At 68.8% G+C, this 17,783-nt stretch carries 20 protein-coding genes and 2 riboswitches; of the genes, 13 read left to right on the top strand and 7 right to left on the bottom strand.

The annotated features are described in order from the left end of the window. The first annotated feature begins 245 nt into the window (after positions 1-245). From rpsU to ACSFBC_RS14040, 3 genes are all read left to right on the top strand, one after another. Positions 246-458 (top strand): 30S ribosomal protein S21, encoded by a 213-nt coding sequence (gene rpsU, locus ACSFBC_RS14030; RefSeq protein WP_068628364.1) that lies wholly within the window; start codon positions 246-248, stop codon positions 456-458. Positions 459-569: 111 nt separating this feature from the next. Further along, positions 570-1,019 carry a GatB/YqeY domain-containing protein gene (locus ACSFBC_RS14035; protein WP_435510936.1) on the top strand — a complete coding sequence of 150 codons (450 nt, stop codon included), beginning with the start codon at positions 570-572 and terminating at the stop codon, positions 1,017-1,019. Between the two features lie 2 nt (positions 1,020-1,021). After that, positions 1,022-1,486 (top strand): NUDIX domain-containing protein, encoded by a 465-nt coding sequence (locus tag ACSFBC_RS14040; RefSeq protein WP_435510937.1) that lies wholly within the window; start codon positions 1,022-1,024, stop codon positions 1,484-1,486. Positions 1,487-1,492: 6 nt separating this feature from the next. Here ACSFBC_RS14040 and ACSFBC_RS14045 read toward each other — a convergent pair whose 3' ends face one another. Further along, the gene (locus ACSFBC_RS14045) at positions 1,493-2,251 is read right to left on the bottom strand and encodes a sulfite exporter TauE/SafE family protein (protein WP_435510938.1); all 759 of its coding nucleotides are present in this window, start codon (positions 2,249-2,251) and stop codon (positions 1,493-1,495) included. Positions 2,252-2,343: 92 nt separating this feature from the next. Between ACSFBC_RS14045 and ACSFBC_RS14050 the strand changes: the two genes are divergently transcribed. Then, the gene (locus ACSFBC_RS14050; protein WP_435510939.1) at positions 2,344-3,246 is read left to right on the top strand and encodes a LysR family transcriptional regulator; all 903 of its coding nucleotides are present in this window, start codon (positions 2,344-2,346) and stop codon (positions 3,244-3,246) included. Here the strand turns inward: ACSFBC_RS14050 and ACSFBC_RS14055 are convergent. The 5 genes from ACSFBC_RS14055 to pmbA form a co-directional block, all read right to left on the bottom strand. Continuing rightward, a complete protein-coding gene (locus ACSFBC_RS14055; protein WP_435510940.1) occupies positions 3,236-4,228 on the bottom strand; it encodes an SDR family oxidoreductase in 993 nt (330 codons plus the stop codon). The genes ACSFBC_RS14050 and ACSFBC_RS14055 overlap by 11 nt on opposite strands. Beyond that, positions 4,225-5,127, bottom strand: coding sequence for a bile acid:sodium symporter family protein (locus tag ACSFBC_RS14060; protein ID WP_435510941.1), 903 nt, complete (start codon positions 5,125-5,127; stop codon positions 4,225-4,227). The genes ACSFBC_RS14055 and ACSFBC_RS14060 overlap by 4 nt, the downstream gene beginning before the upstream one ends. Positions 5,128-5,131: 4 nt before the next feature. Then, positions 5,132-6,460: a flavin-containing monooxygenase gene (locus ACSFBC_RS14065; RefSeq protein ID WP_435510942.1), complete on the bottom strand. Its 1,329-nt coding sequence runs from the start codon at positions 6,458-6,460 to the stop codon at positions 5,132-5,134. Further along, on the bottom strand, positions 6,460-7,299 hold the full coding sequence (locus tag ACSFBC_RS14070) for an SDR family oxidoreductase (protein WP_435510943.1): 840 nt from the start codon (positions 7,297-7,299) through the stop codon (positions 6,460-6,462). The genes ACSFBC_RS14065 and ACSFBC_RS14070 overlap by 1 nt, the downstream gene beginning before the upstream one ends. Positions 7,300-7,526: 227 nt before the next feature. Further along, the gene (gene pmbA, locus ACSFBC_RS14075) at positions 7,527-8,897 is read right to left on the bottom strand and encodes a metalloprotease PmbA (RefSeq protein WP_435510944.1); all 1,371 of its coding nucleotides are present in this window, start codon (positions 8,895-8,897) and stop codon (positions 7,527-7,529) included. 70 nt (positions 8,898-8,967) lie between these two features. Here pmbA and yjgA point away from each other — a divergent pair, with 70 nt between their 5' ends. The 5 genes from yjgA (at position 8,968) to ACSFBC_RS14100 (ending at position 13,199) form a co-directional block, all read left to right on the top strand. Further along, positions 8,968-9,624 carry a ribosome biogenesis factor YjgA gene (yjgA, locus tag ACSFBC_RS14080; RefSeq protein ID WP_435510945.1) on the top strand — a complete coding sequence of 219 codons (657 nt, stop codon included), beginning with the start codon at positions 8,968-8,970 and terminating at the stop codon, positions 9,622-9,624. Next, positions 9,621-10,235, top strand: coding sequence for a molybdopterin adenylyltransferase (gene mog / locus ACSFBC_RS14085; RefSeq protein WP_435510946.1), 615 nt, complete (start codon positions 9,621-9,623; stop codon positions 10,233-10,235). Before yjgA ends, mog begins: the two co-directional genes overlap by 4 nt. A 140-nt stretch (positions 10,236-10,375) precedes the next feature. Then, positions 10,376-11,347, top strand: coding sequence for a TRAP transporter substrate-binding protein (locus tag ACSFBC_RS14090; RefSeq protein WP_435510947.1), 972 nt, complete (start codon positions 10,376-10,378; stop codon positions 11,345-11,347). 83 nt (positions 11,348-11,430) lie between these two features. Then, complete coding sequence (locus tag ACSFBC_RS14095; protein WP_435510948.1) at positions 11,431-11,925, top strand: TRAP transporter small permease; 495 nt, start codon at positions 11,431-11,433, stop codon at positions 11,923-11,925. Further along, positions 11,922-13,199: a TRAP transporter large permease gene (locus tag ACSFBC_RS14100; RefSeq protein WP_435510949.1), complete on the top strand. Its 1,278-nt coding sequence runs from the start codon at positions 11,922-11,924 to the stop codon at positions 13,197-13,199. The genes ACSFBC_RS14095 and ACSFBC_RS14100 overlap by 4 nt, the downstream gene beginning before the upstream one ends. Here the strand turns inward: ACSFBC_RS14100 and ACSFBC_RS14105 are convergent. Then, a complete protein-coding gene (locus tag ACSFBC_RS14105) occupies positions 13,187-13,963 on the bottom strand; it encodes an AraC family transcriptional regulator (protein ID WP_435511180.1) in 777 nt (258 codons plus the stop codon). The two genes, ACSFBC_RS14100 and ACSFBC_RS14105, sit on opposite strands and share 13 nt — an antisense overlap. Before the next feature lie 126 nt (positions 13,964-14,089). Between ACSFBC_RS14105 and ACSFBC_RS14110 the strand changes: the two genes are divergently transcribed. The 4 genes from ACSFBC_RS14110 to gcvH all read left to right on the top strand — a co-directional run bounded on the left by ACSFBC_RS14110 (position 14,090) and on the right by gcvH (position 17,781). Further along, on the top strand, positions 14,090-15,280 hold the full coding sequence (locus ACSFBC_RS14110) for an MFS transporter (protein WP_435510950.1): 1,191 nt from the start codon (positions 14,090-14,092) through the stop codon (positions 15,278-15,280). An 86-nt stretch (positions 15,281-15,366) separates the two neighbouring features. Next, the gene (locus tag ACSFBC_RS14115) at positions 15,367-15,879 is read left to right on the top strand and encodes a hypothetical protein (RefSeq protein WP_435510951.1); all 513 of its coding nucleotides are present in this window, start codon (positions 15,367-15,369) and stop codon (positions 15,877-15,879) included. Positions 15,880-15,918: 39 nt separating this feature from the next. Further along, positions 15,919-15,993: riboswitch (glycine riboswitch) on the top strand. Between the two features lie 20 nt (positions 15,994-16,013). Continuing rightward, a riboswitch (glycine riboswitch) is annotated at positions 16,014-16,126 on the top strand. Positions 16,127-16,173: 47 nt separating this feature from the next. Beyond that, positions 16,174-17,346 (top strand): glycine cleavage system aminomethyltransferase GcvT, encoded by a 1,173-nt coding sequence (gene gcvT, locus ACSFBC_RS14120; protein ID WP_435511181.1) that lies wholly within the window; start codon positions 16,174-16,176, stop codon positions 17,344-17,346. Positions 17,347-17,409: 63 nt separating this feature from the next. Next, positions 17,410-17,781, top strand: a complete 372-nt coding sequence (gene gcvH, locus ACSFBC_RS14125) for a glycine cleavage system protein GcvH (RefSeq protein ID WP_435510952.1) — start codon at positions 17,410-17,412, stop codon at positions 17,779-17,781. Positions 17,782-17,783: the final 2 nt, after the last annotated feature.

The following is a 17,783-nucleotide window of genomic DNA, read 5'->3' on the forward strand; positions in this document are numbered from 1 at the left end:
CCCCGAAAAGCGCTCCGGCGTGCCTCCATTCCAGGGACACCGAGGATCCGGCTCCGCCGGTCCTCCGGTGTCGCCCCCGGCGAGGGGGTAGGAGCAGCGACACGAAGTGCGCGGAGCCTGGGGGGAGTGCTATAATCTCTGGCTAACTTTGGCCCTCCCTCAACGGCCGCAAAAGACTTTCAGTTGAGGAACCCCGGCTTTGGGCCTCGATCTCCCCGAGCCAACTTCAGTTCAACGATTCATTCATGACCACAATTCGCGTTAAAGAAAACGAGCCCTTCGACGTTGCCCTGCGTCGCTTCAAGCGCACCATCGAAAAGCTCGGCCTGCTGACCGACCTGCGCGCTCGCGAGTTCTACGAGAAGCCGACGGCCGAACGCAAGCGCAAGAAGGCTGCTGCGGTCAAGCGCCACTACAAGCGCGTGCGCAGCATGCAGCTTCCCAAGAAGCTGTTCTAAGCAGCGCTGGCTGGCCACGCCAGCAGCCACGAGCCGCGCCGGGGAAACCTGCCGCGGCTTTTTGTTTTGCCGAACGACGAACGCATCCCAAGCACAAGAAGGAAGAACGCCATGAGCCTCAAGGAACAGATCACCGAAGACATGAAGACCGCGATGCGGGCCAAGGACTCCGAACGCCTGGCCACCATCCGCCTGCTGCTCGCCGCCCTCAAGCAGAAGGAAGTCGACGAACGCATCGAGCTCGACGACACCATGGTCGTGGCCATCGTCGACAAGATGGTCAAGCAGCGCAAGGACTCGATCGCCGCGTTCACCACCGGCGGCCGGATCGACCTGGCCGACAAGGAAGCCGCCGAGATCAAGGTGCTCGAGGTCTACCTGCCGCAGCGCATGAGCGCCGAGGAAGTCACGGCCGCCGTGCAGGCCATCGTCTCCCAGCTCGGTGCCAAGGGCCCGGGCGACATGGGCAAGGTGATGGGCGCCGTGAAGACGCAACTCGCAGGCAAGGCCGACATGGGCCAGGTCAGCGCCGCGGTCAAGGCCGCACTGTCCGGCGCCTGAGCATGCCCAGCCGCCGCGCCCCGATTCCCAAGGCCTGCGCCTGCCTGGTCGATGCAGGGGGCCGGCTGCTGGTGTTCCGCCATCCCGAGGATGGCCAGTTCCAGCTGCCCAAGGGCACGATCGAGCCCGGCGAGTCGCCCGAGGCCGCGGTGCGGCGCGAACTGCTTGAGGAATCGGGCATCGCCCACACGGGTGCGCTGGAGTCGCTGGGCACGCTGGCGCGCCGTTGCGAGGCGGGCGTCGAGGGCAACACCCACCGCCACGCGCAACTCTGGCACCTGTTCCTGATGCGCGCCGAACACGCCCTGCCCGAGACCTTCGAGCACACGGCCAGCGGCAGCCCCGAGGAAGACGGTCTGGTGTTCGCGTTTCGCTGGCTCGCGGCCGACGAGGCGATCGAGCGCTTCGCCCTGCCCTACCGCCAGACCATCGAACGCGTGCGCGCCGCGCTGCAGCAGACCGCCTGAAGCGCTTCAGGCCAGGGCGCGCACCGCCATGTAGAGCCCCAGCAGCGCCAGCCCGATCAGGAAGCAGCGCTTGAACAGTGCCACCGAGAGGCGCTGGCGCAGCCAGGTGCCCAGCACCATGCCGACGATGGCCGGCACCAGCATTGCGAACGAACCACCCAGCGCGGCCACCGGCAGGCCGCCGTTGCCCGCCAGCCCGATGGCCAGCACCACGGTCGAGGTGCTGAAGGAAATGCCCATCGCCTGGATCAGCGAATCGCGCTCGAAACCCAGCGCCTGCAGATAGGGCACGGCCGGCACCGCGAACACGCCGGTCAGCGAGGTCACCACGCCCGTGGCGATGCCCACCAGCGGTCCCAGCCAACGCGCCTGCGCCGGGCTCACATGCAGCTGCCGGCCCGTGAGCCCCCAGAGCGCATAGACCATCAGCGCCACGCCCAGGGCCAGCGAGGCCCACGCCCCGGCCGGCACGCCGAAGTACAGCGATCCGCCCAGCGTGCCCGCGACCACGCCCGCCTGCATGCCGGCGATGCGCCGCCACACCGACCCGAAGCTCGCGCGCGGCCCGGTCTGCCAGAGGTTGGTGAGCAGCGAAGGCACGATCAGCAATGCCGCCGCGCGCACCGGCGCCATCCACAGCGCGAGCAGCGCCATCGCCACGGTCGGCAGCCCGAGCCCGACCACGCCCTTGATCGCGCCGGCCAGCAGGAACACGGCGGCGGTGGCGGCCCAGTGGCCCAGGGCCAGTTCGTTCGGAATCGTCATGCCGCGCAGTGTGCCGGTCAGTGCCGCGGTTGAAAATGCGGCTCTTGCGCACCCGGCCTCAGGCACAGACTGAGGCCCTTTCCGGAGCCCCCATGCGATTCGATCTGACCGACCTGCAGCTCTTTCTTCATGTGGTCGAGGCCGGCAGCCTGACGGCCGGCGCCGAGCGCTCGCACATGACCCTGGCCTCGGCCAGCCAGCGCGTGCGCGGCATGGAAGCGGTGCTCGGCACGCCGCTGCTCACCCGCCATGCGCAGGGCGTGCGCCCCACGGAGGCCGGCCGCACGCTGCTGCACCATGCACGCGTGGTGCTGCAGCAGATGGCCCGGCTGCGCGGCGAACTCGGCGAGTACGGCCAGGGCCTCAAGGGCCATGTGCGCCTCATGTGCGGCACCTCGGCGCTCACCGAGCACCTGCCCGAGCTGCTGAGCCGCTTTCTCGCGCAGCATCCGCGCATCTCGGTCGACCTCGAGGAACGCCCCAGCCCCGACGCCGTCGACGGGCTGCGCGCGGGCCTGTGCGACATCGGCATCGTCTCGGACGCGATCGACACCGAGGGCCTCGAGTGCCACCCCTTCCGCCGGGACGACCTGGTGCTGGTGATGCCACCCGGCCATGCGCTCGCGCGGCGCAAGCGCGTGCAACTCGCCGAGGTGGTCGACAGCGAATTCGTCGGCCTGCCCGCCGACAGCGCACTCACGCAACTGGTCACGCTGCATGCGCGCGCGCTCGGCAAGCACCTGGCGTACCGGGTGCGCGTGGGCCACTTCGAGGCGGTGTGCCGGATGGTGGCCTACGGCATCGGCGTGGGCGTCGTGCCGCAGGCCGCGGCCGAACGCTGCGCGCGCACGATGAAGATCGCCCATGCCGCGCTGGCCGAGCCCTGGGCGGCGCGCACGCTGATGGCCTGCGTGCGCTCGTCGCACGAGTTGCCGCTCAATGCGCGGCGCATGCTCGAACACCTGATCGCGCCGCCGCCGGCCGCTACGCCGTGACCGGCCGCCCCTGGTGCGCACGCGCCGCCACGAAGGCATCGAAGGCCTCGCTGCTGGTCTTGCGCGGCACGTAGCCGAAGCGCTGCTTGAGCGCGCTGTTGAGCAGCACCGGCCGGTAGCGCAGGAAGTCGAGTTGCTCGGGCCCGTAGCGGCTCACGCCCAGCGCCGAGCCCACCGCCAGTGCGGCCTGGAGCACGCCGGCCGGCCAGTCGATCGCTCGCTTGCCCAATCGCGCGGCGATCTCGTGGAGTGCGAGCGCACCGTCGCCCGCGAGGTTGTAGCAACCGGGCGGTGCGCCCCGCAGTGCATGCGCGATGGCGCCGGTCACGTCCTCGTCCCAGATGAAGACGAAGGGGCTCGCGCTGCCGCGGATCGCGATCAACCGCTTCTTTTCGAACAGCGCGGTGATCTGGTTGTCGACCCGCTCACCCAGGATGGTGCCGATGCGCAGCACCGTCTGGGCGAGCGCCGGGTGCCGCGCGCGGGCCTCGGCCAGCACCTCTTCGACCTGCCGCTTGTGGTCGGCATAGGCGAACACCACGTTGCCGCGCAGGGGCTGCGACTCGGTGATCCAGTTCGGGTTGTCCGCGTGGTAGCCGTAGGCCGCGCCGCTCGACGACACCACCAGGTGCCGCACGCCCTGCGCCACGCAGGCCGCGAGCACGTTGCGCGTACCGCCCACGTCGACCGAATGCTCGAAGGCCCGGTTCGAGCCCTTGCCCGGCGTGACGATGGAGGCGAGATGCACCACGGTGTCGATGGCGTGCGCAGCCAGCGTGTCGGCGATGCCGGCATCGCGCACGTCCTGCTCGCGATAGACCACGCCCGTCAACCGCCGCTCGGCGGGCACTTCGCGCACGTCCAGCGCCACCAGCCGTTCGAGCGAGGACCCCGCCAACGCAGCCAGCACGCCGCGACCGAGGAAGCCGTCGCCGCCCGTCACGAGCACGCGCCGCGCCATCCATCCTTGTGCATCGCTCATGGCTTCACCGGCTTGCGCCCCCACCAGCTCGCGAGCGCCAGGCCCGCGATGATGTCCCAGAAGCCCCAGACGCCGGCCACCACGGCCATGCCGCCCAGGCCGCCGAAGAAGCTGAAGATCAGCACCAGCCCGAGCCCCGCGTTGCGGATGCCGACCTCGATCGCCACCGCGCGCCGGTCGTAGTCGCCCAGCCCCGAGAACCGCGCGCACAGGTAGCCGGTGCCGAAGGCCAGCGCGTCGTGGATCACCACGGCCAGCAGCACCAGCCCCACGTAGTCGAGGAAGTAGCGCCAGTTGCCGGCGATCGCGCCGACGATGAACATGATCAGCGCCAGGAAGCTCAGGATTCGCGCCGGCTTCTTGATGCGCGCGGTCAGCGCCGGAAAGCGGTGCGCGCAGGCCACGCCCAGCACGAAGGGGATGCCGATGATCATCACGATGTGGCCCAGCATGTCGAAGGGGTCGAGCGCGATGGTCTTGAGCAGCGTCGAGGCCGTGGGATGCAGGCCGCCCCAGAACGCGAAGTTGAGCGGCATCAGCACGATCGAGAGCGCGTTGGAAATCGCGGTCATCGACACCGACAGCGCCACGTTGCCGCCCGCGCGGTGCGTGAGGATCTGCGAGATGTTGCCCGGCGGGCAGCAGGCCACGAGGATCATCCCCAAAGCGATGCTCGGCGCGGGCCGGAGCAGCAGCGTGAGCGCGAAGGTCACGGCCGGCAACACGATGAACTGCGCGCCGATGCCCACGGCCATAGCGCCGGGCATGCGCGCCACGCGCTTGAAGTCTTCGATGCGGGTGTCCAGTGCGATGCCGAACATCAGGAAGCCCAGCACCGCGTTGAGCAGCACCAGCGAGGCGGGGTTGAAGTTCAGGCGGATCTCGTCGACGGGCAGCATGGCGTCACTCCGACAGGGCGAGCGACGCCGATGCATCACGCACGGCCGCGCGGTAGCTGTCCTTGTGGACGTAATAGGCCATGCGTTCGAGCTGCAGGTACTTGAAGCCGCCCGACAGATCGGGCGGCGGCCCCTGCGCCGCCGTGCGCAGCGCGCAGGTCTTGGGCGAGTCCGCGGCGCGGGCACGGAACCAGCGCGCGACCAGCTCGGCCTGCTCGTAGCGCCCCTGCCAGCCGATGCCGCTGGCCTCGATCATGCCGAGCACCGCGATGTTCTCGAAGCGCGGCGAGAAGATGTTGAGGTACAGCCGGGGCGCCATGCCCTGCCAGTTGAGCAGTTCGCGCTTGATGAAGGGATAGTGCAGCGCATAGCCCGTGGCCGCGAGGATCAGGTCGTAGTCGCGCGCGCTGCCGTCCTTGAAGTGCACCGTGCGGCCGTCGAGCCGCGCGATGTCGGCGCGAACGCCGATGTCGCCGTGGCCCACGTGGTGCAGCACCAGCGAGTTCACCACCGGATGCGACTCGTACATCTTGTAGTCGGGCTTGGGAAAGCCGAAGCGCACCGGGTCGCCGGTGAACCACTTGAGCACGGTCGCGTCGACCTTCTGCTTGAGCCACGCGGGCAGCGGCCGCTTGCCGCCCAGCGTGTCGGCGGGTTTGCCGAACACGTACTTGGGCACGAAGTAGTAGCCGCGCCGCACCGAGAGGTCGACGCTCTGCGCGTAGTGCACCGCATCGACCGCGATGTCGCAACCCGAGTTGCCGGCACCCACGATCAGCACGCGCTTGCCCTTGAACAATTCGGGGTGCTTGTAGTCACTGGTGTGCAGCAGCGCGCCGTCGAAGTGCCCGTCGAACTTTGGCCGCTTGGGCTCGGCCAGCGTGCCGTTGGCGATCACCACGCCCTTGTACTCGGCGCTCTCGACCCGGCCGTCGCCCGCGTCGATGCTCACGCGCCAGCGGGTGTCGGGTGCATCGCTCACCGGCTCGACGTTGAGCACGCGCGTGTTGAAGCGGAAGTGCTCGCGCAATTCGAAGCGGTCGGCGAAATCGCTGAAGTAGCGCCGCAGTTCGCGGTGGCTCGGGTAGTCGGCCACGCTGTCGGCCATCGGGAACTCGGTGAACTCGGTGGTGCGCTTGCTCGAGATCAGGTGGGCCGAGTGGTAGACGGTGGAGCGCGGGTTGTCGATGTCCCAGAGGCCGCCGACGTCGCTGTGGGCCTCGAAGCCCTGGAAGGGCACACCGTGTTTCTGGAGGTTGCGTGCCCCGGCCAGCCCCGAGGGGCCGGCGCCGATCAGCGCGATCTGTTCATGGGTCGGTTCGGTGGCGGACATCAGAGCGGTGGTTCCTTCGAGAAACCAGGGAGACCGGGAATGGCGGTGGCGCCGGCTTCGCCCACGCGGGGCTTGCGCGGCTGGCCGTGCAGCACGCGGTCGTGCAGGGTGTCGGGCAGCAGGTCCAGCGCGCGCGAAAGCCAGCCGATGCGGCGCGGCAGCACGATCTGCTCGCGGCCCGCGCGCACGCCTGCCAGCAACTGCCGTGCGGCCACATCGGCTTCGAGCAGGCCCGGCATCGCGAAGCGGTTGCCGGCCGTAAGCGCGGTGCGGATGTAGCCGGGGCTGATGGTGTGCACCGAGACAGCCGTGCCCCGCAGTTCGGCGCGCAGGCTCTCGAGATAACGGATCAGGCCGGCCTTGCTCGCGCAGTAGGCGCCGTTGCCCGGCATGCCGCGCCAGCCCGCGATGCTGGCCACGCCGACCAGCGCGCCGCGCTGCGCCCGCATGCGCATCGCCGCCACAAATGGCTGGAAGGTGGTGGCTGCGCCCAGCAGGTTGATCTCGAGCATGCGGCGCAGCACCGCCAGATCGTCGGCCTCCGCGGTGTCGTAGCCGCCCGCGACGCCCGCATTGGCGATCACCAGGTCGGGCACGCCGTGGCGGCCCATCCAGTCGGCGGCCATCGCCTGCATGGCCTCGCCCTGCGACACGTCGGGCGTGTAGGTCGCGCAGCGCTCGGGGGCCAGCGCGGCCAGGGCCGCGAGCCGCCCGGCGTCGAGGCCCACCAGCGCCACTCGCGCACCGCCACCGACCAGTTCGCGCGCGAGGGCCTGGCCCAGGCCCCCACAGGCCCCCGTGAGGACTACGTTGCGAAACGACGGCGAAGGCGAAATCACAGGCGGGCGGCGCGGGCGCCGGGTGGCAAAGACCGAAACACTTTAGCCGCGGCAACCCAGTGCCTCCCCCGGCATTTCCCCTTGCTGGCATCCCGTCAAAGCGGGCGAATCGCGCGGCGCCCGTATGGAACCACGGATGCGCGCATGCGCAAACAACGCGAGCGCGTTTGCTTAGGCGATGCGGCGCATGCCCGGCGCGCCGTGTCGGCGGGGGCGCCCGGCCCGGCTCAGGAGCCGGCGATCTTCATGCGGTTGATCAGCAGCGAGCCCGTGGTCTTGGCGCCGTAGTTGTAGGCGTCGGCACCGACGGCCTGGATGCCCATCAGCATGTCCTTGAGGTTGCCGGCGATCGTGATCTCCTGCACCGGGAACGCGATGCGGCCCTTCTCGACCCAGAAGCCGCTGGCGCCGCGCGAGTAGTCGCCGGTCACATAGTTCACGCCCTGGCCCATGAGTTCGATCACGAACAGGCCGGTGCCCAGCTTGCGCAGCATCTCGTCGAGGTCGTCGCCAGCCTTGGTCAGGCGAGAACTCAGCACCAGGTTGTGCGAACCGCCGGCGTTGCCGGTGGTCTTCATGCCCAGCTTGCGTGCCGAATAGGTGCTGAGGAAATAGCCCTCGAGCCGGCCGGCATCGACCACCTTGCGCGCCCGCGTGGTCACGCCTTCGTCGTCGAAGGGGGCGCTGCCCTTGCCGCGCAGCAGGTGCGGGTCTTCGGACACGTCGATGTGCTTGGGCAGCACCGGCTTGCCGAGCGAATCGAGCAGGAAGGTGCTCTTGCGGTAGAGCGCACCGCCGCTGGTGGCCTGCACCAGGCCACCCAGCAGGCCGGCCGCGAGCGGCGATTCGAACAGCACCGGGCACTCGGTGGTCTTGATCTTGCGCGACTTGAGGCGCGACAGCGCGCGTTCGGCTGCATAGCGGCCCACCGCCTGCGGGCTGGCCAGTTCGTCGGCCGAGCGCATCGAGCTGTACCAGGCATCGCGCTGCATGTCGTTGCCCTTGCCAGCGATCGGCGCCACCGAGATCGAGTGGCGCGAGCTGGCGTAGCCGCCCCGGAAGCCGTGGGTGTGGGCGCTGAAGAAGTGGCTCTGCTGCGCAGAGACGCCCGCACCTTCGCTGTTGGTGATGCGCTTGTCGGTCGACAGGGCGGCGGCCTCGCATTCGAGCGCCAGCGTCGCCGCGCGCTCGCTGTCGATGTCCCAGGGGTGGAACAGGTCGAGGTCGGGCTGTTCACGCACGATGTCGGCTTCGTCGGGCAGGCCGGCGACCGGGTCTTCGGCGGTGAAGCGTGCGATGTCGTAGGCGGCCTGGACGGTCTGCTCGATGGCCGCGCCGGAAAAGTCGGAGGTGCTGGCGTTGCCGCGGCGGTTGCCGACGTACACCGTGATGCCCAGCGACTTGTCGCGGTTGCGCTCGACGTTCTCGAGTTCGCCCTTGCGCACCGAGACGCTCAGGCCGCAGCCTTCGGAAGCTTCCGCCCCCGCGTTGGTGGCGCCGAGCTTCTTGGCATGGGCCAAGGCCGTGTCGACCAGGTCTTCGAAGAAGGAGCGGCTGTAGGCAAAGCCGGACGCGGGGCGCGTGGAGGATGTCGTCATGTGTTGGCTATGATACTTGTCGCCCCCCAGTTTTCTTATCGCGCGGTCCTTTGCGGCCCAGGATTCACGCATGTCCCGCAAACCCAAAAAAGGCTATTTCGTCCGTGGCGAGTTCGTTGCAGAAGGCAGCGAGCTCGATCTCGAGCTCAAACGCGAGCTCAAGGGCACCGACGACGCCAGCAAGACCGACCTCAAGCGTGAAAGCGCCGAGCTGCAGAAGCTCGGCGAAGACCTGCTCGCCCTGCGCGCCGGCCTGTTCGACAAGCTCCCGATCGGCGAAAAGCTGCGCGACGCCGTCATCGAGGCCCGCCGCATCACCAATTTCGAAGGCAAGCGCCGCCAGATGCAGTTCATCGGCAAGCTGATGCGCCTGCAGGACGAAGGCGTGCTCGACGCCGTGCGTGCCGCATTGGACGAACAGCACCACGGCCCGGCCGAGGAAAGCGCCCTGCTGCACGAAGCCGAGCGCTGGCGCGACCAGCTGATCGCCGACGACGATTCGTTGGGCGGCTGGATCGAGACCCACCCCGACACCGACAGCCAGCAGCTGCGCGCGCTGGTGCGCCAGGCCCGCAAGGACCTCAAGGCCGGCAAGCCCGGCGAGGCGCCGCGCCAGGGCAAGGCCTACCGCGAGATCTTCCAGCTGGTGCGCGCCCAGCTCTCGTCCCACGGCGGCGACGACCGTGCCACCGAAGCCGGCGAGGAATCGCAGGCGCGCGACGCATGACCCCAAGCGCGGCTTTCGCGACCTTCGACCCGGTGCGCATCGGCATCGTCTCGGTGAGCGACCGCGCCTCGAGCGGGGTCTACGAGGACAAGGGCCTGCCCGCACTGAAAGACTGGTTGAGCCGCGCGCTGCGCAACCCGATCGAATTCGAAGCCCGCCTGATCCCCGACGAACAGGCCGGCATCAGCGCCACACTGATTGGACTGGTCGACACCGGCTGTTCGCTGGTGCTGACCACCGGCGGCACCGGCCCCGCGCTGCGCGACGTCACGCCCGAGGCCACGCTGGCCGTGGCGCACAAGGAAATGCCGGGCTTCGGCGAGCAGATGCGCCAGATCGGCCTGCGCTTCGTGCCGACCGCGATCCTCTCGCGCCAGGTGGCGGTGGTCCGCGACCGCAGCCTGATCCTCAACCTGCCCGGCCAGCCCAAGGCCATCGCCGAGACGCTCGAGGGCCTGAAGAACGCCGACGGCTCGCAGGCCGTGCCCGGCATCTTCGCGGCCGTGCCCTACTGCATCGACCTGATCGGCGGCCCGTACCTGGAAACCGACGACGCGGTGTGCAAGGCCTTCCGGCCCAAGTCGGCGCTCCGGCCCGCGCACGCGGCCTGAGTTGTCGCCGAGGCGCCTGCAAAGGTGTCTCCTCCCCGTACAAATCCCGACGCTGCAGTGCAGCAACGTGCGGCATAGTCGTTGCCTGTCTGCACACGGGAACGCCCGTCCTGCAGTCTTTCAATCACAGGAGACATCGCATGAAGTTGACCCGACTGGCCGCCGGCCTGGTTCTGGGAATGGGCATGGCCTGCGCCGCATTCGCGCAGACCACGATGAAGATCAGCATTTCGACGGCACAGAACTCGCACCAGGGCGTGGCGATCGACACCTTCGCCAAGGAAGTCGCGACCCGCACCAATGGCCGCTACAAGGTCGAGACCTTCTACAACGGCTCGCTCGGCGGTGAACGCGAGTCGATCGAGGCGGTGCAGCTCGGCACGCAGGAACTGGCCTTCTCGTCGACCGGCCCGGTGCCCAACTTCGTGCCCGAGACCAAGATCCTCGACGTGCCCTTCCTGTTCCGCGACAAGGCACATGCGCGCGCCGTGCTCGACGGCCCGATCGGCCAGGAGATGCTCGGCAAGTTCGACGCCAAGGGTTTCAAGGCGCTGGCATGGGCCGAGAACGGCTTCCGCCACATGACCAACAGCAAGCGCGACGTGAAGGCGCCCGAGGACCTCAAGGGTCTGAAGATGCGCACCATGGAGAACCCGGTGCACATCGCCGCCTACAAGGGCCTGGGCATCATCACCACGCCCATGGCCTTCCCCGAGGTCTTCACCGCGCTGCAGCAGGGCACGGTCGACGGCCAGGAGAACCCGCTGCCGGTGATCATGTCGGCCAAGTTCTCGCAGGTGCAGAAGCACCTGACGCTGACCGGCCATGTCTACTCGCCCTGCATCTTCGTGATGAACAAGGCCGCCTTCGACAAGCTCGGCGCCGCCGACAAGACCGCCTTCCTCGAAGCCGCCAAGGTGGCCGTCAAGGCCAACCGCGACCGCGTCGACCAGGACGATGCCAACGGCGTGAAGGAACTCCGCGCCCAGGGCATGACCGTGATCGATACCATCGACAAGGCCAAGTTCGTCGCGATGCTGGCCCCGGTGAATGCCGACTTCGAGAAGCAGTTCGGCAAGGCCAACCTCGACAAGATCCGCGACGTCAAGTAACGCTCGGGCCGCCATCCCCGCGGGATGGTCCGATGCCCGCCGTGCAACCGGCGGGCTTTTTTGTTTTCTCGAACGGCTTTGAGATGAAAGAAAAATTCCTTGGATTGGAGCGCTGGACGACGACTGCGTCGATGGTGCTCGCCTGCCTGATGCTGGTGATCGCCTCGGCGCTGGGCGTGTTCCAGATCGTCACCCGCTTCGTGCTCGAACAACCCGCCGAATGGAGCGAGATCCTGATCCGGGTCAGCCTGATCTGGATGGTCTTCCTCGGCATCCCCATGGCCTTCCGCCAGGGTGCGATGGTGAGCGTGGACGTGCTCTACCGCTGGAGCCCACCGCGTTTTCGCCGCGTGCTCGACGCCGTCGTGAGCATCGCGGCCCTGACGCTGATGCTGATCATCCTCTGGTACGGCTGGGACTACGCGATGCGTGGCCGCGTGCAGACCATGGCCGGGCTCGAGAGCCTGTCGATGGTCTGGGCCTATCTCGCGCTGCCGGTCGGCGCCGTCTTTTCCCTGTTCGGCATCGCCGGCAATTTCCTCGATCCGAAGCGGCTCGAGCTGGAGACTGCGCAATGACGCCAGTGATGGTGATGACGATGGTGCTGTGTTTCGCACTGTCGGTTTCGGTGGCGGTGTCCATCGGCCTGGCGTCGATGGTGGGCATCCAGGTGACGGGCGCCAACATGCTGATCTCCGCCAAGGAGATCTTCAACTCGATCAACAAGTTTCCGCTGGCGGCGATTCCCTTCTTCATCCTCGCGGGCAACCTGATGGAAACCGGCGGCATCTCGCGCCGGCTCGTCGAGTTCGCCAAGAGCATCGTGGGGGGTGTGCAGGGCGGCCTGCCGATGACCTGCGTGCTGACCTGCATGATCTTCGCAGCGGTCTCGGGCTCGTCGGTGGCGACCACTTTCGCGATCGGCGCGATCCTGATCCCGGCGCTCATCAAGCACGGCTACCCGCGCTCGTACGCGGCGGCCCTGCAGGCCACCAGCGCGGAGCTGGGCGTGATCATTCCGCCGTCGATCCCGATGATCCTCTACGGCGTGAGCGCCGAAGTGTCGATCGGCGAACTGTTCATCGCGGGCTTCGGCCCGGGCATCCTGATCAGCCTCGCGCTGATGCTGTTCGTCTGGGTCTACTGCAAATGGAAGGGCTGGGGCAAGACCGACGGCGAAGGCCGCATGCCCTTCGGCCGCGCGCTGTGGCAGGCCGGCTGGGCCCTGCTGATGCCGGTGATCATCCTGGGCGGCATCTACGGCGGCATCTTCACGCCGACCGAAGCCTCGGCGGTGGCGGTGTTCTACGCGCTGATCGTGGGCGTGGTGATCTACCGCGAGATCAAGCCCAAGGATCTGTACGTGATCCTGCGCAAGTCGGTGCTGTCGTCGGCGGTGATCATGTTCATCATCGCCAACGCAGGGCTGTTCGCGTTCCTGATCACGCGCGCGGGCGTGCCCGACGCCATCGGCCACTGGCTGCAGGAGGTGCTCAAGTCGCCTGCGATGTTCCTGCTGGGCGTGAACGCGGCGCTGTTCGTCATCGGCATGTTCATCGAGACCAGCGCGGCCATCATCGTGCTGGCGCCGATCCTCGCGCCGGTGGCGGTGCACTTCGGCATCGACCCGGTGCACTTCGGGCTGATCATGGTGGTCAACCTGGCCCTCGGCATGATCACGCCGCCCTTCGGCGTGAACCTGTTCGCGGCCTGCACGGTGGCGCGCATCTCGCTCGACCGCATCGTGAAGCACCTGATTCCGTTCGTGCTGGTGATCCTCGCCTGCCTGATGGTGATCACCTACGTGCCCTGGGTCTCGCTGGCCCTGCGCGACCTGGTCTACGCCAGGTAGTCGCGGCGCAGGTACACGCTCGGCGGCACGCCGAGCGTGCGCCGGAACATCGCCGTGAACGCGCTGGGGCTCTCGTAGCCGTGCGACAGCGCCACCTCCAGGATCGACGCGCCGGCCGCCAGTTTCGGCAAGCTCAGCAGCAGCCGCGCCTGACGGCACCAGGCGCCGAAATTCATGCCCGTCTCGCGCTGGAACAGCCGTGCCAGCGTGCGGGGGTTCATGTGCAGCCGCTGCGCCCAGTCGTCGAGCGCGGCGGGCAGCGACGGGTCGCGCACCAGCGCTTCGCACAGCGCGGCCAGGCGCGCATGGCGCGGCATCGGCACATGCAGCGACAGCACGGGCGCGGCCTCGATCTCGTCGAGCATCAGCTCCATCACGCGCTCGTCGCGGCCGCCCGGCGCGTAGTCCAGCGGCAGCGAGGCGGCCGTGACGATCAGCGCACGAAGCAGCTCGCCGACCTGGATCACGCGGCATTGGCGGCCCAGGTCCGCCCGCATGCCGGGTTCGACGAAGACGGTGCGCATGCGCACCGCGCCCGCCATCCGGATCTGGTGTTCCATGCCGCCCGGCACCCACACGCCGCGCCCCGTCGGCACCACCCAGCTGCCGGCGGCGGCGCTCACGATCATCACGCCCGAAATCGCGTGGATCAGCTGGCCGCGCCGATGCGTGTGCGGCGGAATGAAGGCATCGCCCTCGGGGTCGGTCGCCAGCACCGCGACGGCGCGCGGGGTCGACTCGCCCTCTTCGGGCCGCAAATTCAGCGGCGGGATCGGTTTGTCATTCTTTGTCCATTTCGCGACGATTCTTGCCGATTCATAGCGAGATGATCCTTCCATCGCTTCCTACGATGCCTTTTTCCTCCAGGCACACATGAAAGAAGCGATCGAATGAACAAGCGCCGACTCGGGCTGCTCACCGGCACCCATGCCGTCAATGACCTCTACCAGGGCCTCGTGCCCGCCCTGCTGCCCTTCATGGTGCTGGAACGGGGCTACAGCTACACCGCGGCCGCCGGCCTGATGCTGGCCGCCACCGGCCTGTCGAGCGTGGTGCAGCCGCTGTTCGGCCTGTACGCCGACCGCCATCCCCGCAGCTGGCTGGTGCCCACGGGCTTCCTGGTGGCGGCGCTGGGCGTGGTGCTGGCGGGCATCAGCCACGACTACCTGCTGACCTGGATCGCGATCGCGCTGTGCGGCCTGGGCATCGCGGCCTACCACCCGCCCGCCACCGTGGCCGCACGCGCGGCCGGCGGCGCGTCGCAGAAGGCGATGAGCGTGTTCTCGGTGGGCGGCACCATCGGCGCCTCGTTCGCGCCGGTGCTGGCCGCCACGGTGGTCGGCGGCGGCGGCCTGTCGCGCAGCTACCTGCTGGGCTTGCCGGCGCTGGCGATGGGGGTGGTGTGGCTGGTCGCCAACGCCGGCCGCGGCGCCGCCTCGGCGGCCACCGCAGCCGCCGCGCGCCAGACCCGCAGCGAAGTGCTCAAGCCGCACAACGACTGGCGCGCCTTCGGCCTGCTGGTGGCCACCATCGTCGGCTGGTCGATTCCCTACGTCACGGTGCTGTCGATGCTGTCGCTGCGCATCACGCGCGACCTGCACGGCACGAGCTTCCAGGGCGCAGCCGCCTTGACGGCTTTCACCGCCGCAGGCGCCGTCGGCACGCTGCTCGGTGGCTGGCTGGGCGACCGCATCGGCCGCATGGGCACGATCCGCACCGGCTACCTGCTCGCCCTGCCTGCGCTGGCCGGCCTGGTGCTCGCGCCCAGCGCGGGCTGGGCCATGGCCTGCACGGCGCTGCTCGGCCTGTGCATGTTCCTGCCCTTCGCGGCGCAGGTCACGCTGGCGCAGGACTACCTGCCGCGCAATCCCGCCACGGCCAGCGGCATCACGCTGGGGCTGGCGCTGTCGGTCGGCGGACTGGTGTCGCCGCTGTTCGGCATGCTGTCGGACGCACGCGGACTCGGCGTCACGCTGACGGTGGTGCTGGGCGTGCTGTGCGTCGCAACGGTGCTGGCCTTGCGGATGCGCAACCGGTCGATGCAGCCGATGGTCCCGGCGGTGGAAGCGGCCGCGGCCTGAACCCTTTGGCTGTCACCGAAAAATCATGAGGATGTCATCGCGCTGCGCCATGCTCCGGCCCTCGATCCCCGAAGGCTGTGGTTGCCATGTTTCCCTCCAAGACCGACAAGGCGCGCGACGAACTGCATGGCGGGCGTCGCACGCTGAGCCAGCGCGAGCGTGCGCTGCTGCTCATGGCCGACGGCCGGCGCTCGCTGAGCGACTTCAGCCCGCTGTTCGCCAACCGGGACGAAGCCGCGCAGGCGATCCAGACGCTGATGCAGCGGGGCTATCTGGAGGCAGCGGGCACCGTCTCGGCGGCGCCGACCGCCGTGCCGCTGCCGCTCGGCACGGCCGCCGACACCTTCGACGGCAAGCGCTCGCTGGCCACCACGCGCATGTTCCTGTTCGACATCTGCGAACGCATGTTCGTGCGCCGCGACCCGGGGCTCGCGCAGCAGATCCGCAATGCGCTGCGCGAAGCCCGCGAGCGCGAGCCGATGCTGGAGATCGCCGCGCTGATGCTCGCCGAGGTCGAGAAAAGCGCCGGCCCGGAACGTGCCGACGCGCTGCGCGAGCGCATCGACCGGCTGCTGCCGCTCGTTGAAATCGTTCACTGACGCGCCGCCCTGCTCCCGGCGATCCACTACACTTGCGGGGTCAGGAGAGAGCCCCGCGCGACGGGGCCGCCGAAGGCGCAGGGGATTCCCGAACGCTCAGGCAAAAGGACTGACGAGGCGCCGGTGACCACCGGCGTTTCCTTGCTGGAGAGAGGCCGCCGTACCGGAAACGACGCAGCGGCCCACCGAAGGAGCAACCCCCGATCGTGGGGCGAATCTCTCAGGTAAAGCGGACAGCAGGGGTGGCCCGTGGCATTGCAGCCATGGATTTCGACTGCCCCTTTGGAGTGCCGCCTGGTGACTTCTTCCGCCCCCGCTACCGAACTTCTCCAGACCCCGCTGCACGACCTGCACGTCGAACTCGGCGCCCGCATGGTGCCCTTCGCCGGCTATTCGATGCCGGTGCAGTACCCCACCGGCCTGATGGCCGAACACAAACACACGCGCACCGCCGCCGGCCTGTTCGACATCTCGCACATGGGCCAGTTGCGCCTGGTCGGCCCCGACGCCGCGGCCGCCTTCGAGACCCTGATGCCCGTCGACGTCGTCGACCTGGCACCCGGCAAGCAGCGCTACGGCCTGCTGCTGAACGACGAGGGCGGCATCCTCGACGACCTGATGTTCTTCAACGAAGGCCACGATTCGCTGTTCGTGATCGTCAACGGCGCCTGCAAGGTGGCCGACATCGCCCACATCCGGCAGCAGATCGGCGCGCGCTGCGAAGTGCAGCCTCTGCCCGACCACGCGCTGCTCGCGTTGCAGGGCCCGCAGGCCGCGGCCACGCTGGCACGGCTGTCGCCGGGCATCGAGCGCTTCGTGTTCATGACCGGCGGCGCGGTGCAGATCGGCGGCATTCCGGCCTTCGTCACGCGCAGCGGCTACACCGGCGAGGACGGCTTCGAGATCTCGGTGGCCGCGAAAGACGCCGATGCGCTGGCCCGCCTGCTGCTGGCCCAGCCCGAGGTCCAGCCCATCGGCCTGGGCGCGCGCAACTCGCTGCGACTCGAGGCCGGCCTGTGCCTCTACGGCAACGACATCGACACCACGACCACGCCGGTCGAGGCCTCGCTCAACTGGGCGATCCAGAAGGTGCGCCGCACAGGCGGTGCGCGCGCGGGCGGCTTCCCGGGCGCCGACAAGGTCCTGGCCCAGCTGGCCGCCGCGACGACCGGCGCCGCAGGCCACACCGACCACGACACCCTGAAGCGCAAGCGCGTGGGCCTGGTCGCGCTCGAACGCATCCCGGTGCGCGACGGCACGCTGCTGCAGTCCTTCGAAGGCCACGCCATCGGCACCGTCACCAGCGGCCTGCTCGGCCCCACGGCCGACCGCTGCATCGCCATGGGCTATGTCGCCACCGCCTTCGCCGAACCCGGCACGCGCGTGCAGGCCCTCGTGCGCGGCAAGCCGGTGCCGATGGAGGTCTCGACCCTGCCCTTCGTTCCGACGCATTACTACCGCGGCTGAACCCCGCGGCGCCGGCTAGGCTCTGCACCCCTGAACATTTTTTCCACGAGGAGTTTCTTCACCATGAGCATCAAGTACACCAAGGACCACGAATGGGTCGCGGCCGAAGGCGATGCCGCCACCGTCGGCATCACCGTGCACGCGCAGGACGCGCTGGGCGACGTGGTCTTCGTCGACCTGCCCGAAGTCGGCAAGACCTTCGCGCAGGGCGAAGTCGCCGGCGTCGTCGAGTCGGTCAAGGCCGCGGCCGACGTGTTCATGCCCGTGTCGGGCGAGATCGTCGAAGTCAACGAGGCGCTGCGTGCCGACCCCTCGCTGGCCAACAGCGACCCGCTGGCCAGCGGCTGGTTCTTCAAGGTCAAGCTGAGCGAGCCCGCGCAGCTCGATGCGCTGCTCGAAGCGGCCGACTACGACAAGTTCGCTTCCGAAAGCTGATC

The sequence above is a fragment of the Variovorax frigidus genome, assembly GCF_051216515.1.
In the GTDB taxonomy this organism is placed as follows: domain Bacteria; phylum Pseudomonadota; class Gammaproteobacteria; order Burkholderiales; family Burkholderiaceae_C; genus Variovorax.

Bases quoted from the DNA above. Each gene is read 5' to 3' on its own strand.
- ACSFBC_RS14050 (WP_435510939.1), top strand. From the start codon at position 2,344: ATGCGATTCGATCTGACCGACCTGCAGCTCTTTCTTCATGTGGTCGAG.
- ACSFBC_RS14045 (WP_435510938.1), bottom strand. From the start codon at position 2,251: ATGACGATTCCGAACGAACTGGCCCTGGGCCACTGGGCCGCCACCGCC.
- ACSFBC_RS14035 (WP_435510936.1), top strand. From the start codon at position 570: ATGAGCCTCAAGGAACAGATCACCGAAGACATGAAGACCGCGATGCGG.
- ACSFBC_RS14060 (WP_435510941.1), bottom strand. From the start codon at position 5,127: ATGCTGCCCGTCGACGAGATCCGCCTGAACTTCAACCCCGCCTCGCTG.
- ACSFBC_RS14110 (WP_435510950.1), top strand. From the start codon at position 14,090: ATGAACAAGCGCCGACTCGGGCTGCTCACCGGCACCCATGCCGTCAAT.
- rpsU (WP_068628364.1), top strand. From the start codon at position 246: ATGACCACAATTCGCGTTAAAGAAAACGAGCCCTTCGACGTTGCCCTG.
- ACSFBC_RS14090 (WP_435510947.1), top strand. From the start codon at position 10,376: ATGAAGTTGACCCGACTGGCCGCCGGCCTGGTTCTGGGAATGGGCATG.
- ACSFBC_RS14095 (WP_435510948.1), top strand. From the start codon at position 11,431: ATGAAAGAAAAATTCCTTGGATTGGAGCGCTGGACGACGACTGCGTCG.
- yjgA (WP_435510945.1), top strand. From the start codon at position 8,968: ATGTCCCGCAAACCCAAAAAAGGCTATTTCGTCCGTGGCGAGTTCGTT.
- gcvH (WP_435510952.1), top strand. From the start codon at position 17,410: ATGAGCATCAAGTACACCAAGGACCACGAATGGGTCGCGGCCGAAGGC.
- mog (WP_435510946.1), top strand. From the start codon at position 9,621: ATGACCCCAAGCGCGGCTTTCGCGACCTTCGACCCGGTGCGCATCGGC.
- ACSFBC_RS14115 (WP_435510951.1), top strand. From the start codon at position 15,367: ATGTTTCCCTCCAAGACCGACAAGGCGCGCGACGAACTGCATGGCGGG.
- ACSFBC_RS14065 (WP_435510942.1), bottom strand. From the start codon at position 6,460: ATGTCCGCCACCGAACCGACCCATGAACAGATCGCGCTGATCGGCGCC.
- pmbA (WP_435510944.1), bottom strand. From the start codon at position 8,897: ATGACGACATCCTCCACGCGCCCCGCGTCCGGCTTTGCCTACAGCCGC.
- ACSFBC_RS14040 (WP_435510937.1), top strand. From the start codon at position 1,022: ATGCCCAGCCGCCGCGCCCCGATTCCCAAGGCCTGCGCCTGCCTGGTC.
- ACSFBC_RS14055 (WP_435510940.1), bottom strand. From the start codon at position 4,228: ATGAGCGATGCACAAGGATGGATGGCGCGGCGCGTGCTCGTGACGGGC.
- ACSFBC_RS14100 (WP_435510949.1), top strand. From the start codon at position 11,922: ATGACGCCAGTGATGGTGATGACGATGGTGCTGTGTTTCGCACTGTCG.